General features: G+C 44.6%; 6 protein-coding genes. 4 read left to right on the top strand and 2 right to left on the bottom strand.

The annotated features are described in order from the left end of the window. The first annotated feature begins 4 nt into the window (after positions 1–4). Complete coding sequence (gene menA / locus IGK61_RS17170) at positions 5–958, top strand: 1,4-dihydroxy-2-naphthoate polyprenyltransferase (protein ID WP_074536299.1); 954 nt, start codon at positions 5–7, stop codon at positions 956–958. A 331-nt stretch (positions 959–1,289) separates the two neighbouring features. On the opposite strand, the gene IGK61_RS17165 is transcribed toward menA, so the two are convergent. Continuing rightward, positions 1,290–2,252: a biotin--[acetyl-CoA-carboxylase] ligase gene (locus IGK61_RS17165; protein ID WP_074536297.1), complete on the bottom strand. Its 963-nt coding sequence runs from the start codon at positions 2,250–2,252 to the stop codon at positions 1,290–1,292. A 433-nt stretch (positions 2,253–2,685) separates the two neighbouring features. Here IGK61_RS17165 and rpoB point away from each other — a divergent pair, with 433 nt between their 5' ends. Both rpoB and rpoC read left to right on the top strand, forming a co-directional pair. Then, a complete protein-coding gene (gene rpoB / locus IGK61_RS17160) occupies positions 2,686–6,303 on the top strand; it encodes a DNA-directed RNA polymerase subunit beta (protein ID WP_008381746.1) in 3,618 nt (1,205 codons plus the stop codon). A gap of 87 nt (positions 6,304–6,390) precedes the next feature. Then, entirely contained in the window at positions 6,391–10,041 is a 3,651-nt protein-coding gene (gene rpoC, locus IGK61_RS17155) for a DNA-directed RNA polymerase subunit beta' (RefSeq protein WP_034871965.1), read from the top strand. Between the two features lie 213 nt (positions 10,042–10,254). Here the strand turns inward: rpoC and IGK61_RS17150 are convergent, their stop codons facing one another. Next, a complete protein-coding gene (locus IGK61_RS17150) occupies positions 10,255–11,673 on the bottom strand; it encodes a helix-turn-helix domain-containing protein (RefSeq protein ID WP_074536295.1) in 1,419 nt (472 codons plus the stop codon). A 295-nt stretch (positions 11,674–11,968) separates the two neighbouring features. On the opposite strand from IGK61_RS17150, the gene IGK61_RS17145 reads away from it, so the two are divergent. Beyond that, positions 11,969–18,493 carry a Spy0128 family protein gene (locus tag IGK61_RS17145; RefSeq protein ID WP_438844971.1) on the top strand — a complete coding sequence of 2,175 codons (6,525 nt, stop codon included), beginning with the start codon at positions 11,969–11,971 and terminating at the stop codon, positions 18,491–18,493. Positions 18,494–18,527: the final 34 nt, after the last annotated feature.

Here is an 18,527-nt window from a genome sequence, read left to right as displayed (position 1 = left end):
AAAGATGTCTCTTTCAGTGTTTTTAGAAGTAGTGGAGATCCGTACCAAAGTGGCCAGTGTCTTCCCCTTCATTATGGGTGTGTTGTTCTCGTTGGTGTATTTTCATGAATTTCATCCTTTGAATACCGCAATCTTTTTTCTGGGGATGTTGCTGTTTGATTTGACGACGACGTCCATCAACAATTATATGGATTTCAAAAAAGCCAAATCAGAAACCTACAAATACCAGCACAATGTGATCGGGCGCGAAAACATCTCAGATGCTACTGTTCGCAATCTGATTTTTGCGATGCTGGCAGGAACCTTGTTAATTGGTCTTTACTTGTCGTTTGTCACTGGCTGGTTGCTGCTAGTGATGGGGCTGGTGGTTTGTTTCATCGGGGTCTTTTATACCTTTGGTCCCATTCCGTTATCGCGGATGCCTTTAGGCGAGGTATTCAGCGGCGTAACGATGGGATTAGGGATTTTTGCCATCACGATCTATATCAATACTATTGATCAAAAAGTGTTTTATCTGGCACTGGATTTTGCAAATGGGACCTTTGGTTTAGTTGGGAACCTCTGGGCCGTGTGTGCCATCGTGTTGGCATCCTTGCCATTGATTTTCACGATTGCTGACATCATGTTAGCCAATAACTTACGGGATCTGGAAGCCGATATCGAAAATCACCGCTACACACTGGTGTACTACATCGGTCGCGAAGCAGGTATCCGTCTGTTTCAAGGAATGATGCTAGCTTCCTACGCCGCTATTTTATTGGGCCTCTTGTTTGGTCTCTTCCAATGGCCGATTTTGCTCGTGTTTCTGACACTGCCGAAAATCCACCAAAATTTGAAAGAGCATCAAGCCAGCCTGCCCCACCCACGTAGTTTCGGCTATTCGATTAAGAACATGATTTTATTCAACAGCAGCTATGCCTTAGGCTTGCTTTTCTGTCTGTTGTGGCAATTGCTTTAAAAAAAAAGATCGACCCGCTCTTGAAAGAGCAGGTCGATCTTTTTTTGAGGACCAAAATAACGTAAAAAACTTCAAAAATCATTTGATAAAATAACGATCGTAATGCTTATTATGAAAAGATGAGGCTTGCTTTCTCTGCGATCCTGATCGCAGCAATAAAGTTGGTGATGGTGGCTAATCCCGATAGAAAGGGGTGCTACCTAGGTTGCTTTTTGCTTAAACCCTCGGAATAAGCAGGTCAGCTTATGGAGCATTTGTGCTTGCGCTTGCTTTAACTGATTGCCTACGAAAGCAGCGAATCAGCAAGCTGGTTTGCGGTTTTTTCGCAGCCTCAATACCGCTCCAAACTGATTTCTCCAGAAGAAAGCACCTTGCGCTCCGTCGCTGTTTCCACCACCAATTCACCGGTGTTGGTAATGTCTTTGGCAATCCCTTCATAGGTCACACCTTGTTGTGTAAATTGAACGGTGCGGCCCAAAACGAAGGATTTTTGCCGATAGCGGGCCATATAATCCATGTCAGGCAGTTGTGCCAATAATTGGAAGAACCGCCGCCAAATTTCTTGAATCAATACTGCTCGAGAAAAGGTTGGATACTCCTCACCAGGAAAGAGTGAAGTCGCTTTTTCCCGAATCTCTGCTGGAAACTGCTGTTGTGGAATTGAAAAACTGATACCGATACCGATCACAACCGAAGTAATGCGGCCTGTTTCAAAGTCACTGGTTGCTTCAGACAAAATACCGCAGATTTTTTTTCCATCTAAGTACAGATCGTTGACCCACTTAATGGCCGTTTCCTTCATTAGAAGGGCATCGATGGCTTCGGCAACTGCTACCGCCGCCAGAACGGTATATTGCGGCAATTCTTGAAACGCTTGGTTTGGTTTTAAAAGCAAGCTCATATAGATCCCTTGTTTTTTCGGTGAGAAAAACGGTCGTTCGAAGCGGCCATGACCGCCTGTTTGCGTTTCGGTCAAAAAAAGGGCGGGGGTTGCCAGTCCACTATCCAAAGCGGCAATCTTGGCTTCTTTCATGGTGGATTCAACAGCTTCCTTGATTTGAATCGTGGGAATCATCGGCAAGGCTGCCGCAAGTGCTGCTTGATCGTATCGATCATCCGAGACAAAGCGATAGCCGTTGGCCAAGTGTTCGAAATGATAGCCTTCTTTCTCGAGTTCTTTAATGGCTTTCCAGACTGCGGTACGAGAGATCGACAAAGCTTGGGCCAGTTTCTCTCCAGATAGCACAGTATCTTCTTTTTGTAATAAGGTCAGTATTTTTTCTTTTGTCGTCATAAGGATATCCTTCCTAATGTTTCACGTGTAACGTTTTCGTTAGCATAGCAAGAAATCGGCAAAAAGCAAAGTAGTTTCTTACGAAAAACCGTCCACACCAGCCTTGTTTTTTTCTTTAGAAAATCTTAGGAAATGGGTGCGCCAGAAAAGCATTGTAACTTCCAATGAAAGCTTGACAGAGAAGTGCTTCATCTGTATAATAAGGAGTTGCAAAAACTATCTGAACGAAAAAAGCAGAAACGAAATATTGTCCGTTTCGGCTTAGGAATAAGGAAACAAAAGTAGAAAATGCCCAATGCATCCGTTCTATTTTTGGTTTTTTTTTGCCTAAAAGCCGCAAAAAATGCTTTCTGTAACCTATATTTAATATTTGTTACAGTTTTGTAAATAATCGGATAGCCTTTTTGAAAGACTTTATGAAGAGGTGAAGAGCTTGGCTGGACACGTAGTAAAATACGGAAAGCATCGCGAACGTAGAAGTTTCGCACGGATCAGTGAAGTATTAGAATTACCGAATTTGATTGAAATTCAAACCGACTCTTACCAATGGTTCCTAGATGAGGGCCTAAGAGAAATGTTTGAAGATATTTTGCCAATCGAAGGATTCAACGGTAACTTGTCCCTAGAATTTGTGGATTATGAATTGAAAGAACCAAAGTATACAGTAGAAGAAGCACGTGCCCATGATGCAAACTATTCGGCACCATTACATGTTACTTTGCGTTTGACGAACCGTGAAACCGGGGAAATCAAATCCCAAGAAGTATTCTTTGGTGATTTCCCATTAATGACTGAACAAGGAACCTTTATCATCAACGGGGCAGAACGGGTTATCGTTTCTCAGTTGGTCCGCTCTCCAGGTGTATATTTCCATGGCAAAGTCGATAAAAACGGAAAAGAAGGCTTTGGTTCAACTGTTATCCCTAACCGCGGTGCGTGGTTAGAAATGGAAACTGATGCCAAAGATATCTCTTACGTACGGATTGACCGTACCCGTAAAATTCCTTTGACGGTCTTAGTCCGTGCCCTAGGGTTTGGTTCTGATGATACGATCTTTGAAATTTTCGGCGACAGTGAATCATTGCGTAACACGATCGAAAAAGACTTGCATAAAAACGCAAGCGATTCTCGTACCGAAGAAGGATTGAAAGATGTTTACGAACGTCTTCGTCCAGGCGAGCCAAAAACAGCAGACAGCTCACGCAGCTTGCTGAACGCACGTTTCTTCGATCCAAAACGTTACGACTTAGCAAATGTTGGTCGCTACAAAGTAAACAAAAAATTAGACTTGAAAACACGTCTATTGAACTTGACCTTAGCAGAAACCTTGGTTGACCCTGAAACAGGCGAGATCATTGTTGAAAAAGGCACTGTTTTGACTCACCAAGTCATGGAAACACTAGGCGCATTTATCGATAATGGCCTAAACAGTGTAACGTACTATCCATCAGAAGATGGGGTCGTTACCGAACCAATGACGGTCCAAGTCATCAAAGTCTTTTCACCAAAAGATCCAGAACAAGAAGTCAACGTGATCGGTAATGGCTATCCAGATACTGCGACACGTACCGTTCGTCCAGCAGACATCATTGCTTCAATGAGCTACTTCTTCAACTTGATGGAAGGCATCGGCAATGTCGATGACATCGACCACTTAGGAAACCGTCGGATTCGTTCTGTTGGTGAATTATTGCAAAATCAATTCCGGATCGGGCTTGCTCGGATGGAACGTGTCGTTCGTGAACGGATGTCGATCCAAGACACCGAAACCTTGACACCACAACAATTGATCAATATTCGTCCGGTTGTCGCAAGTATCAAAGAATTCTTTGGTTCTTCTCAGTTGTCACAGTTCATGGACCAAACAAACCCATTGGGTGAGTTGACCCATAAACGTCGTCTATCTGCCTTAGGACCTGGTGGTTTGACCCGTGACCGTGCCGGCTATGAAGTCCGAGACGTTCACTATTCCCACTATGGCCGTATGTGTCCGATCGAAACGCCTGAGGGACCAAACATCGGGTTGATCAACAGCTTGGCCTCTTATGCCAAAGTCAACAAGTATGGCTTCATTGAAACCCCATACCGTCGAGTTGATCGTGAAACAGGCCGTGTTACAGACAAGATCGATTACTTGACTGCCGATACCGAAGACCACTACGTTGTGGCCCAAGCAAACAGCTTGTTAAATGAAGACGGCTCTTTCGTAAACGACGTTGTTATGGCGCGTGCTACTTCTGAAAACTTGGAAGTATCGATCGATAAAGTCGACTACATGGACGTATCACCAAAACAAGTAGTCGCAGTCGCAACCGCATGTATTCCTTTCTTGGAAAACGATGACTCCAACCGTGCCTTGATGGGTGCCAACATGCAGCGGCAAGCTGTACCATTGATCAATCCGAAAGCACCTTGGGTTGGTACTGGTATGGAATACAAATCAGCACATGACTCAGGAGCTGCTTTGTTATGTAAACATGATGGGATCGTAGAATACGTGGATGCAGCCGAAGTGCGCGTTCGTCGTGACAATGGCGCATTAGACGTTTATTCTGTTACCAAATTCCGTCGTTCAAACTCAGGAACCAGCTACAACCAACGTCCATTAGTGGCACTTGGTGAAAAAGTGGAAAAAGGCGACATCTTAGCAGATGGCCCATCTATGGAACAAGGTGAAATGGCATTAGGACAAAACGTCTTAGTCGCATTCATGACTTGGGAAGGGTACAACTATGAAGATGCCATCATCATGAGCCGTCGTTTGGTGAAAGATGATGTTTACACTTCTGTCCATATTGAAGAATATGAATCAGAAGCCCGCGACACAAAATTAGGACCTGAAGAAATCACTCGCGAAATCCCGAACGTTGGGGAAGACGCGTTGAAAGACCTAGACGAAATGGGTATTATCCGCATTGGTGCGGAAGTCAAAGATGGCGATCTGCTTGTTGGGAAAGTCACGCCAAAAGGGGTAACGGAACTTTCAGCAGAAGAGCGTTTGTTGCACGCAATCTTTGGTGAAAAAGCCCGCGAAGTGCGTGACACTTCTCTACGCGTGCCTCACGGCGGCGGCGGAATCGTCCACGATGTCAAAATCTTTACCCGCGAAGCTGGCGATGAATTGTCACCAGGTGTGAACATGCTGGTTCGCGTTTATATCGTTCAAAAACGGAAAATCCATGAAGGGGATAAAATGGCCGGACGTCACGGAAACAAAGGGGTCGTTTCTCGCATTATGCCAGAAGAAGACATGCCTTTCTTACCAGATGGCACACCAGTCGATATCATGCTGAACCCATTAGGGGTACCTTCTCGGATGAACATTGGACAAGTATTAGAGTTACACTTAGGAATGGCTGCGCGTCAATTAGGCATTCACGTGGCAACACCAGTCTTTGATGGTGCCAGCGATGAAGATGTTTGGGCAACGGTTGCTGAAGCAGGGATGGCCAGCGATGCTAAAACAGTGCTTTACGACGGACGTACCGGCGAACCATTTGATGGCCGCATCTCCGTTGGTGTCATGTACATGATCAAATTGGCCCACATGGTCGATGATAAATTGCATGCCCGTTCCATTGGACCTTACTCATTGGTTACGCAACAACCATTGGGAGGAAAAGCCCAATTTGGTGGACAACGTTTCGGAGAGATGGAAGTTTGGGCACTGGAAGCATACGGTGCTGCTTACACCTTGCAAGAAATCTTGACCTACAAATCAGATGACGTGGTTGGTCGTGTGAAAACATACGAAGCGATCGTCAAAGGGGAACCAATTCCAAAACCAGGTGTACCAGAATCATTCCGCGTATTAGTAAAAGAATTGCAATCACTGGGTCTAGACATGCGTGTCCTAGATATCGATGATGCAGAGATCGAACTACGTGATATGGATGATGACGATGATGATTTGATCACCGTTGATGCCTTAACAAAATTTGCGGAGCAACAAACAGCCCGTGAATTAGAACAAAAAGCACAAACAGAAGCTAAAAATGCCGCCGACGCGTTGAACCAACAAATCGAGACAGCAGAAGATCGCTTGCAATAATAGACGGCCCTCGCTATTTCCGCCACCAGCGGAAATAGCCCCCGTTCTATCGGATATGTCCATGAAATGAAATGGAGGGAACCTTTTTTGATCGATGTAAATAAATTCGAAAGTATGCAAATCGGTTTGGCTTCTCCTGAAAAAATCAGAAGCTGGTCTTATGGTGAAGTAAAAAAACCAGAAACCATTAACTACCGTACGTTAAAACCTGAACGCGAAGGGTTGTTTGACGAGCGTATTTTCGGTCCAACCAAAGACTGGGAATGTGCTTGCGGCAAATACAAACGGATCCGCTATAAAGGCATCGTTTGTGACCGTTGCGGCGTGGAAGTAACACGTTCAAAAGTGCGTCGTGAACGCATGGGACACATTGAACTAGCAGCACCAGTATCACACATTTGGTACTTCAAAGGCATTCCTTCACGGATGGGTCTTGTTTTAGACATGAGCCCACGTGCATTGGAAGAAATCATCTACTTTGCTTCTTACGTAGTGATTGAACCAGGAAACACCAGCCTTGAGAAAAAACAACTATTGACTGAACGGGAATACCGTGAAAAACGTGACCAATACGGTCAAGAATTTTCAGCAGCGATGGGTGCCGAAGCCATCAAACAATTATTAGATGGCGTTGATCTTGAAGGCGAAGTTGCTGAATTAAAAGAAGAATTGAAAAACGCAACTGGTCAAAAACGGACCCGTGCGATCCGCCGTTTGGACATCTTAGAAGCATTCCGTGCTTCAGGAAACAAACCAAGCTGGATGGTCATGGACGTTATCCCAGTTATCCCGCCTGATTTGCGTCCAATGGTGCAATTAGAAGGTGGACGTTTTGCCACAAGTGACTTGAACGACTTGTATCGTCGTGTAATCAACCGTAACAACCGTTTGAAACGCTTGTTAGACTTGAATGCACCAAACATCATCGTTCAAAATGAAAAACGGATGCTGCAAGAAGCAGTCGATGCCTTGATCGATAACGGTCGTCGCGGCCGTCCAGTTGCAGGGCCAGGGAACCGCCCATTGAAATCTCTTTCTCACATGTTGAAAGGGAAACAAGGTCGTTTCCGTCAAAACTTGCTAGGAAAACGGGTCGACTACTCAGGTCGTTCAGTTATCGTCGTTGGTCCATTCCTTAAAATGTACCAATGTGGTCTGCCAAAAGAAATGGCGATCGAATTATTCAAACCATTCGTGATGCGGGAACTTGTTTCTCGTGAAATCGCGTCAAACATCAAAAATGCCAAACGCAAAATCGAACGTCAAGAAGACGAAGTTTGGGATGTCTTAGAAGATGTTATCAGAGAACATCCAGTGCTATTGAACCGGGCACCTACGCTTCACAGATTAGGTATCCAAGCATTTGAACCAGTCTTAGTTGAAGGCCGTGCCATTCGTTTGCACCCACTTGTTTGTGAAGCCTACAATGCCGATTTCGATGGAGACCAAATGGCCGTTCACGTACCATTGAACGAAGAAGCGCAAGCAGAAGCACGTATGCTGATGTTAGCAGCCCAAAACATTTTGAATCCAAAAGACGGAAAACCAGTTGTAACACCATCTCAGGATATGGTCCTAGGGAACTACTACTTGACGATGGAAGAAGAAGGCCGTGAAGGGGAAGGCATGATCTTCCGTGACATGGACGAAGCAGTTACGGCATGGCGCAATGGCTACGTGCATTTACACACACGGATCGCCATCAATCCAAACACTTTAGGGGACAAACCATTCACGTCTGAGCAAAAACAACGCTTGATGGTAACAACGGTGGGTAAAGTGATCTTTAACTCGATCATGCCACCAGAATTCCCATTCTTGAACGAACCGACAGACTACAACTTGACGGTTCAAACACCAGATAAGTACTTTATTGAAGCTGGTACAGATGTGCCTGCCTTCATCAAAGAACAAGAGCTTGTTGGCCCATTCAAGAAGAAAAACTTAGGAAACATCATTTCAGAAGTCTTCAAACGTTTCCGCATCACTGAAACGTCACGCATGCTTGACCGCATGAAAGACTTAGGATACAGCCATTCAACAATGGCAGGTATCACCGTTGGTATCGCTGATATCATGAACTTGCACGAAAAACATGAAATCATCGACAATGCCCACAAACAAGTTGAAACGATCACGAAACAATTCCGTCGTGGATTGATTACCGATGACGAGCGTTATGAACGAGTTATTGGTGTTTGGAATGCAGCCAAAGATGAAATCCAGTTAAAACTGATGGAATCATTGGAAGCGAAAAACCCAATCTTCATGATGTCTGATTCCGGTGCCCGTGGTAACATCTCCAACTTTACTCAGCTTGCTGGTATGCGTGGATTGATGGCCGCGCCTAACGGACGAATCATGGAATTGCCGATCATCTCAAACTTCCGTGAAGGTCTATCTGTCTTGGAAATGTTTATCTCGACCCATGGTGCCCGTAAAGGGATGACCGATACCGCCTTGAAAACAGCCGATTCCGGTTACTTGACACGTCGTTTAGTTGACGTTGCCCAAGATGTCATCATCCGTGAAGACGATTGTGGTACTGACCGTGGTTTAGACATTCAAGCAATTCGCGAAGGAAACGAGATCATCGAATCCTTAGAAGAACGTTTGATTGGACGTTACACACGTAAATCAGTGATCCATCCTGAAACTGGCGAAGTCCTTCTAGGGGTCAATGAATTGATCACTGAAGATTTAGCTAAAGCCATCGTGGACGCTGGTATCGAAACAGTATCCATTCGCTCTGTCTTTACATGTAACACCAAACATGGTGTATGTAAACATTGTTATGGCCGCAACTTAGCCACTGGTTCTGAAGTTGAAGTTGGGGAAGCAGTCGGTACCATCGCTGCCCAATCAATCGGTGAACCTGGTACTCAGTTGACCATGCGTACCTTCCATACCGGCGGGGTTGCCGGAGACGATATCACGCAAGGTCTCCCTCGTGTCCAAGAAATCTTTGAAGCCCGTAATCCGAAAGGACAAGCGGTCATTACCGAAGTTACCGGAGAAGTCATCGATATCTCAGAAGACCCTTCAACTCGGACCAAAGAAGTGACCATCAAAGGGGAAACCGATACGCGTACGTATACCGTTCCTTATACTGCCCGGATGAAAGTAGCAGAAGGCGACTTTATCCATCGTGGTGCGCCATTGACGGAAGGATCGATCGATCCAAAACAACTGTTACAAGTTCGCGATGTCTTGTCTGTTGAAAACTACCTATTACGGGAAGTTCAACGCGTTTACCGGATGCAAGGGGTAGAAATCGGCGACAAACATATCGAAGTAATGGTTCGTCAAATGCTGCGTAAAGTCCGCGTCATGGATCCAGGTGATTCAGGCATCTTGCCAGGAACATTGTTGGATATCGCCGACTTTAAAGACCGCAACTACGACACATTGGTAGCCGGCGGCGTTCCTGCAACTAGCCGTCCAGTCCTATTAGGGATCACGAAAGCATCCTTGGAAACCAACAGCTTCTTATCTGCTGCGTCCTTCCAAGAAACCACTCGTGTGTTGACCGATGCAGCGATCCGCGGCAAGAAAGATCCACTTCTTGGATTGAAAGAAAATGTTATCATCGGTAAGATCATCCCAGCTGGTACTGGTATGCCTCGTTACCGTGAAATGGAACCAAAAGAAGTAACAGTTGCCAGCGAAAATGTCTACAGCATCTCAGACATCGAAGCACAAATGGCTGCTGAAGACGCATTGAACAGCCAAAACTAATCAATGCCCAGCACCTGATTGACTCAGTGTGACGGAAAAGCTTGTCATTCTTCGGAATGGCAAGCTTTTTTTGTTTATATTATAGAAATTCATGTTGTTAGGTCATATGTGCAAAAGAAATCACCTTCGAAAGTATGATGAATCCCGACATGCGTTCAAATTGTTCTTTGGCGTACGTCATTCAACTCTTTCGAAGGTGATTTTTTTGGTTTATTAGTTTTCCTCTTGCCGTTCTTGCAGCATCCGAATCCCTTTTTCCTGAATCTGCTGCGCAATAAAAGCCAAGTCATTCGAAGTCAGATTGATGTCTGCATAATGAAACAGATTTTTTTTGCAGGAGGGGGTCAGATTGCCGATGATCAAATCATAAGTCTCGTCCAGTCTGGTCAGAGAAAACGAGTCCAGAGGATTTAAAATCGTGATGGTTAGCTGATAAGGAATAAACTGTTGGATTTTCGTTTGGATAAATTCCGTATGATAACTATTCGTATCATAAAACAAAGCTAAGCGAAAGCCAGCATTGGCATCGATGATTTCTTTAGCGAAATTTGGGAAAGATATATGGAAAATATAAATCAGGTAATTGATCGTACTTGGTCGAATGATCGGTAAATTTGAATGGGTCAAAAGGTGAACGATGTCTCGATTAACTGCCTGTTGGACCAAATCACAATTATCAACAAAACGAGCAAAGCGATCATCCAAGATGCAGTAAGGAACCTGCAAGTTGATTCCAAGAAAATAGGAAAAGACGACGGCATCCAACTTCTCTTCAAAATTGGCTTCATGATAGTTGTATTTTTTAAATATACGCTTGGTCATTTGATAAAACTCTTGTTTGGTCTCGCGAAATACAGCGGGGTCTTGACCGATATGGGTTGTGATATAGCCGACCATTTTCTCGACGTAAGCACGACTGTAGCCAGTAAATTCGCTTAAATCGATTTTTTCTAAGAAATATTCGATGTGGTTCCCATTGGGATTGGAAGCGTATAAGCGATCGCGCTTCGTGTTGATATAGATTACAAAGGCAATTTTTTTGATGTCGGAAAAATAAAGTTTTAAGGGTGTCGCAGCCGCCATGATACGGGCGATCTTCAAGAAATCCTGCTCTTGGTTAATGTTGGCATCCACAAATTCATACTGGTACTTCTCTAAGAAGAAAATCAGAAAAAATTGGCGAATATTGTTTTCATTTCCTTTTAACTGGATGGGTTTGGTTGCGATGAAGAAATCATACGGTGCCAGAACCAAATTGATCCTCTTGATCAAACGAATGATCGATGACTTGCTTAAATTTAATTCTAGTGCCAGCATGTCATAACTAGTGAAACTCGATGAGAAGAGTAGTTCCAATAATTGAAATGCAGAAGAGCGTGTCAAAAACTGGCTGTATACGTCTAGCCGAGTAGCAAAGGGATGCAAGTGGAGGCGAACAGCTGAATAATCGTCAAATTGTAAGTCCAGAAACGAAAATTCATTGTCGATTTCCGCGATATAGGTTTTTGCTGCAGACATTGAAATGGAAAATTTTACTGCCAAATCGTGAAGACTCGTTCCCTGATCGTCTAATAAATACTCAATCAGCTGTAGTTTCTTTTGTGTCGTAGATGATAACAATTTCCGTAACATGATTGCCCCTGAGCCCCCTTTTAAGTAAATAGTATCACGTTTTTACATGTATTCAAAAAAATTGCGTGTTGTATTTTTTTTGAATACATCCCACCCCAAAATTTTGGGAAAATAGAAGTGTGGAATAGTAGTAATACGTTTGATACAAGTAGCAAAGACCAAAATTTTTGAATCATGGGGAGGAGGCAAAAAGCAGTTGTTTGTTGGGATATCTTGCTCACTGTTGAACAATGTTATTCGTCGAGCGTTTCCGAGATCAATTGAAAAAATTTAAATAAAAAAGGAATGAACAATTATGAAAAAACAATTTTCTATCTATATATGTTTGCTAGTCTTGCTTGGCTCCATTTTTTGTGAACCAACGATCATACTGGCAGAAGCAATCAACGCAACCGAAAGCACCGAAAGAACGACCGAAACGTTAGAAAGTAGCGAACCTGTGACCGGAACGATCGATACGGAAAAAGCACCTACGGATTCATCGACAGCGGGAGCAGTTCAGTCAGCAACGAGTCAAGCAGAAGAAGAACAAGCAACCGTTCCTAGTGAAAGTCAAGCAACCCAAGCATCTTCGACACTGAATCAAAACAGCATTCAACCCCGAGCACCAGATGCTGAGACGGAAACGGAAGCTTCTGCTACCGCTGAAAATCTTAGTGCCAACCTGAATGAACGGGGCGTGCAGCTTTTTGACAATGTCCGAATCACTGACTTAAACGATCAGCCTTTCACTGCCGAAAATCCACCGATGTATAATGACAATATCAAAATTCATTTTGACTGGTCGTTAGCAGATACGGAAGAAATTCGTGCTGGTGATTATTATACGTATCAATTGCCGAATTATTTTGCCATTCATAACACCGTCAGTGGTGAATTGACTCGTTCTGGCGGACAATCGATCGGAAGCTTTACCTTAGCACTCGATGGTACATTGACCGTTACTTTTAATGAGGCAGCACAAACACTTTCCAACCGCTCAGGGACTATTGATCTGATCACTGAATTAAGTGTAAGCACCGTTACTGAGGAAGTGACCATTCCTACCGGGATTTACGATGAAGATGGCCATGAGATCATCATTACATTACCTATTTATGAGGTCGATATCATTAAGACGGGGAACGTGACTTCCAGCGGTTCAGTGGTTTGGGAAATTATTTTTAACCAAGCCAGTCGTGAATTGCATGATGTTGTGATCACCGATAAGATGCCACAAGGATTAGCTTATAGTACCTCGACAGGCTACTTGTACGATGAATCCACCGATGAATGGATTCGTACTGATGGCTTATATACGTTTAACAGTGTTAACAACACGTTTACCTTCAATCAAACGGTTAATCAACCGGTTCGAATCGTGATCAATAGTGCAGTCACCGATCCAACGGCTTCTTCTTTCAAAAACACGGCAACAATCAACGGTAGCGATTTTACAGAAAAAACTGCAGAAGCAACGGTTACTTACGATGAGCAATCGGAATACAAACGGTTCAAAGGCTATGATCAAGAAACGAAACGAGCATCATGGGAAATTTCCGTCACATTGGACAAAGACCAAGCCAGAGTTTTGGATCAGACCTATTCAGGAACGGATCCTGAAAAAGCCCTACACTTTTTTGTTCCAGAGACTTTGGTGATCACGGACAAAGATGGTAACTCGATCCCAGCAGAAGATTGGTCCTTTGATGGGACGTACCAGCTGGATAAAGAGGGGGAAATCGTCCGCTTTGGCATCACGTTTGCCAAAGCTGGTTACTACAAGATCCAATACGATACCCAGTTGTATGAATCTGTTCTAGCTGATACTCGTATTTACAACTACGCTTCGATCCGCGACAATCAAAATACCTCATTGACGGGCAGTGGGACAGTGACGCCAACCAAAACGATCGGTGTCGTGAAGACAGCTGGCACCAAAGACTATGAAACGAAGACTGTCGCATGGAAAATTGATGCCAATACCAATCAGCAAAAAGTTAGCGACCTGATTATAGAAGACCGCTATCAATTGATCTCTGGCGCAAACAGTAGTGCGTTAGCTTTATTGGCGGATACGCTAGTAGTGACAGCCAGCGGCGTGACTGTGCCTTTAGAGCTCAATACCGATTATACGCTAGAGCTAATCACAGAAACGAAAACACTAGCCGATGGCTCAACGAAGGAACTTGAGACTGGTTTTCGGATCAAGCTGCAAGGGGCGTACCAAACGACCTCGGCAACGATCACGGTTAATTTCAAAACTAGCTTCGATGTTTCACAGCAGATCGCATTAGGAAGTTCTAGCAGTCGTTTTAGTAATGCAGCGTTTGTCCATTATAAAGATGAAGCCGGCAATACGTTCACGGAAGCCTCTGAATCCAATACTTGGATGGATACCAACTGGTTAAAAAATGCCTTGAAATACGGCCTATTTATTGGTGAAGGGGAAGATGTCGCCAAAGCGATTACTGCCGTATTAGGTCGGAACTTAGGAACTATTTTTGATGAGCAGACCGCCTCTAGCGATCAAGTCTATTGGATGGGGCTATTCAATACGTACAAAGAAAAAATCAACAAAGATGCAACCATCACGGACCAGCTGCAAGAAGGCCAAACCTTAAAAGACTTGGCGCTTTATACGGTCACAGTAACTGGGTATACGACGCAAGTCAGAGCGCTGAAAGAGCAATTGGTGCTAAACGAGGATTACAGTTACACTTATGACCCTGACTCGAAGACAGTTACGATCACCTTGCTGAAAGAAACGTCAGAAACACTGGCGGTCTTCTTGGCAACGGAAGCAGCGGAAGAAGTATTTACCTACAAAAATACTATTACATTGACGGACAATGACACAACGTTGACTGCCGATGGCCAAGTCGACAAGTCTGCGAAAACGGATTGGTTGATGAAAAATGGTAGCCAGAATGCCGACAACAATCGGTTGATCGATTGGGAAATCATGATCAACGCTGACAGTCGCAAAATCCACAATGCGGTGGTCACCGATACCATCAACTACAATCAGCACACCTTTTTACGCGATGCCAACGATAACGTGATCGTAGATGTGTATGAAGCGGTCTTAAACAATGGCACTTGGGAAAAAGGGGAAAAAGTCACCTTCATCAACGAAGACAATCCGAAAATCACCTCGGATGTGGTAGCAGGTACGCAATCGTTAGTGATCGCTTTTGAAGAAATGATTGATAAACCGTACTTTATCGTTTATCAAACACAGCTTGATCCTGGGATTTTGAACAATGAACGGGTGGCCAATAGTGTCAATTTAACGGGTAGTGAGATCGAGATTCACACAGTGACCAAAGAAATCACCATCAAATCGACAGACGGCAGCGGAACCTCTTCTGGGACGAACGGCTCCTTGACGATCGTGAAATACGATGCCGATGGCACCAAAGAACGAGGGATCGATGAAGAAGCAGTTTTCCAATTAAGCCGCAAAAATGCGCAAAATGCCTATGAAGTCATCTTGTCGAATCTGGTGGTCAAAAACAATCAGATCATGGAAAACGGCAACGCCATTGATCGGATCGACAATCTGCGTTACGGCGATTATATGATCCAAGAAATCACCGCACCAGAAGGATACGAACGAGATGCGACTCAGTACACCTTCACTATCTCTGATAAAGAAGTCAATTATGTCTTTGAGCTAGCCAACAAGCGAGAAATCAAAGAAACGACCCATGCTTTGAATGTCCAGAAGCTGCTTCATGGACGCGAGCTGAAAGACGGCGAATTTACTTTCTACCTGGTGGATGAAGCTGGCTCTGTGATTCTAACCCAAACCAATGACGGTAACGGACAAGTCACCTTTGACGACATCACTTACAATGAGCCCGGCGAGTACCATTACACGATTCGGGAAAAAGCCGGCGATGATCCAACCATCACCTATACTGACAAAGAACTAAAGGTAACTGTGACCGTCACGGAAGAAGACAGCCAGTTGATTGCGACAGCAGTCTATGAAGGCAATCAAGTCTTTGAAAATGACTATACACCAAAAGCTGGCAGTGTCGTTTTGAATGCTGAGAAAATTTTGACGGGTCGAAGCTTGCAGGCAGAAGAATTTGACTTTGAACTAGTTGATGAAGCAGGAACTGTGCTTCAGACAAAAGCCAATGATGCCACGGGCAAGATCTACTTTGACGCTCTTCCTTACGATAAAGCAGGTGAATACCGTTACACCATCCGTGAGAAAGCAGGAACTGACAGCACCATCACCTACGATACAAAAGAACTTGCAGTAGTTGTGACCGTGACGGATGAAGACGGACAGTTGACCGCAGTTGCCGAATACGAAGGCGATCAAGTCTTTGAAAACAGCTACCAACCACAAGCTGGCAGTGTCGTACTAAGTGCCGAGAAAGTCTTAACTGGTCGTACGCTACAAGCAAATGAATTCGATTTTGAACTAGTGGATGAAGAAGGGAACGTTCTTCAAACAAAAGCCAATGATGCAACCGGACAAATCAGTTTCGATGCTCTTGCATATGATAAAGCAGGTGAATACCGCTACACCATCCGTGAGAAAGCAGGAACTGACGGTACCATCACCTACGATGCAAAAGAACTTGCGGTAGTTGTGACCGTGACGGATGAAGACGGACAGTTGACTGCAGTGGCGGAATACGAAGGCAATCAAGTCTTTGAAAATGACTATACGCCAAAAGCTGGCGGTGTGGTGCTGAATGCTGAGAAAGTATTGACAGGCCGCACACTGAAAGCCAACGAGTTTGCCTTTGAACTAGTCGATGAAGCAGGCGATGTAGTACAGACGAAAACCAATGACGCAACTGGCCAAATCTATTTCGATGAATTGACGTATGACGAAATCGGCGAATACCGCTACACGATTCGAGAAAAAGCTGACGCAGATAGTACCATTACCTATGACATGAAAGAAATTGGCGTTGTCGTGAAAGTCACCGATGAAGACGGGCAACTGGTGGCAAAAGCAACGTATGATGGCAATGCGATCTTTGAAAACGACTATACGCCACAAGCTGGTAGTGTCGTACTGAGTGCCGAGAAAGTATTGACCGGCCGCACGTTACAAGCAGACGAATTTGCCTTTGAACTGGTAGATGAAGAAGGAACTGTTCTTCAAACAAAAGCCAATGATGCAACTGGCAAGATCTACTTTGACGCGCTCCCTTACGAGGAAGCCGGTGAGTATCACTACACCATTCGTGAGAAAACAGGAACTGACGGCACCATCACTTACGATGCAAAAGAACTGGCGGTAGTTGTAACCGTCACTGATGAAGACGGACAGTTGACCGCAGTGGCGGAATACGAAGGCAACCAAGTCTTTGAAAACAGCTACCAACCAAAAGCTGGCAGTGTCGTACTGAGTGCCGAAAAAGTCTTGATCGGCCGCACGTTACAAGCAGACGAATTTGCCTTTGAACTAGTGGATGAAGACGGAACTGTACTTCAAACAAAAGCCAATGATGCAACCGGACAAATCTACTTTGACGCTCTCGCCTATGAGGAAGCTGGCGAATACCGCTATACCATCCGTGAGCAAGCAGGAAACGATGGCACCATCACTTACGATACGAGAGAACTAGCGGTAGTCGTTACTGTGACGGATGAAGACGGACAGTTGACCGCAGTTGCCGAATATGAAGGCAACCAAGTCTTTGAAAACAGCTACCAACCGCAAGTTGGCAGTGTCGTGCTAAGTGCCGAGAAAGTCTTAACTGGTCGTACGTTACAAGCAAATGAATTCGATTTTGAACTAGTCGATGAAGACGGAACTGTACTTCAAACAAAAGCCAATGATGCCACTGGCAAGATCTACTTTGACGCGCTCCCTTACGAAGAAACAGGTAAGTACCACTACACCATTCGTGAGAAAATAGACAGCGATGGCACTATCACGTACGATACAAAAGAGCTTGCAGTAGTCGTGACCGTGACGGATGAAGATGGACAGTTGACCGCAGTTGCCGAATACGAAGGCAACCAAGTCTTTGAAAACAGCTATCAACCAAAGGCTGGTAGTGTCGTATTGAATGCCGAGAAAGTCTTAACTGGTCGTACACTACAAGCAAATGAATTCGCCTTTGAACTAGTCAATGAAGAAGGCAACGTACTTCAAACAAAAGCCAATGACGCAACCGGACAAATCAGTTTCGATGCTCTTGCATATGACAAAGCAGGTGAGTATCACTACACCATTCGTGAGAAAACAGGAACTGACGGTACCATCACCTACGATACAAAAGAGCTGGCGGTAGTTGTGACCGTGACGGATGAAGATGGACAGTTGACCGCAGTTGCCGAATACGAAGGCGATCAAGTCTTTGAAAACAGCTACCAACCACAAGCAGGCAGTGTCGTACTAAGTGCCGAGAAAGTCTTGACGGGTAGAGACTTGCAAGCCAACGAATTCGCATTTGAATTAGTGGATGAAGCTGGAAAGGTTCTGCAAACCCAACGCAATGACGCAAATGGAACGATTACCTTTGATGCATTGACGTATGACGATGCTGGGGAACATCGTTACACGATTCGTGAAAAAACTGGCAACGACGCCACGATCATCTATGATGAAACCACCTATCAAGTAACGGTCACCGTCAAAGAACAAGCAGGAAAATTAGTAGCTGAAGCGGAACAAACGGCAGAGATGGTATTCAACAACCATGTCAAAGAAGGCAAAACACCGAAGCCGGGAACTGACAACTTACCGAAAACCAATGACACTACGACCGCTGGTTGGGTCGTCTTGGGACTGTTGTTAGTAGTGATCGCAGTAGGCATCTACCTTGATCGCAAAAAACGGACGCCGTTATCATAGGCAGGGGAAGCAACAAAGCAGAAAGAGAAAGCGG

The sequence above is a fragment of the Enterococcus sp. AZ063 genome (assembly GCF_051715045.1).
Lineage (GTDB): Bacteria > Bacillota > Bacilli > Lactobacillales > Enterococcaceae > Enterococcus_D > Enterococcus_D casseliflavus.
This window is presented reverse-complemented; position numbering and strand designations above follow the sequence as displayed.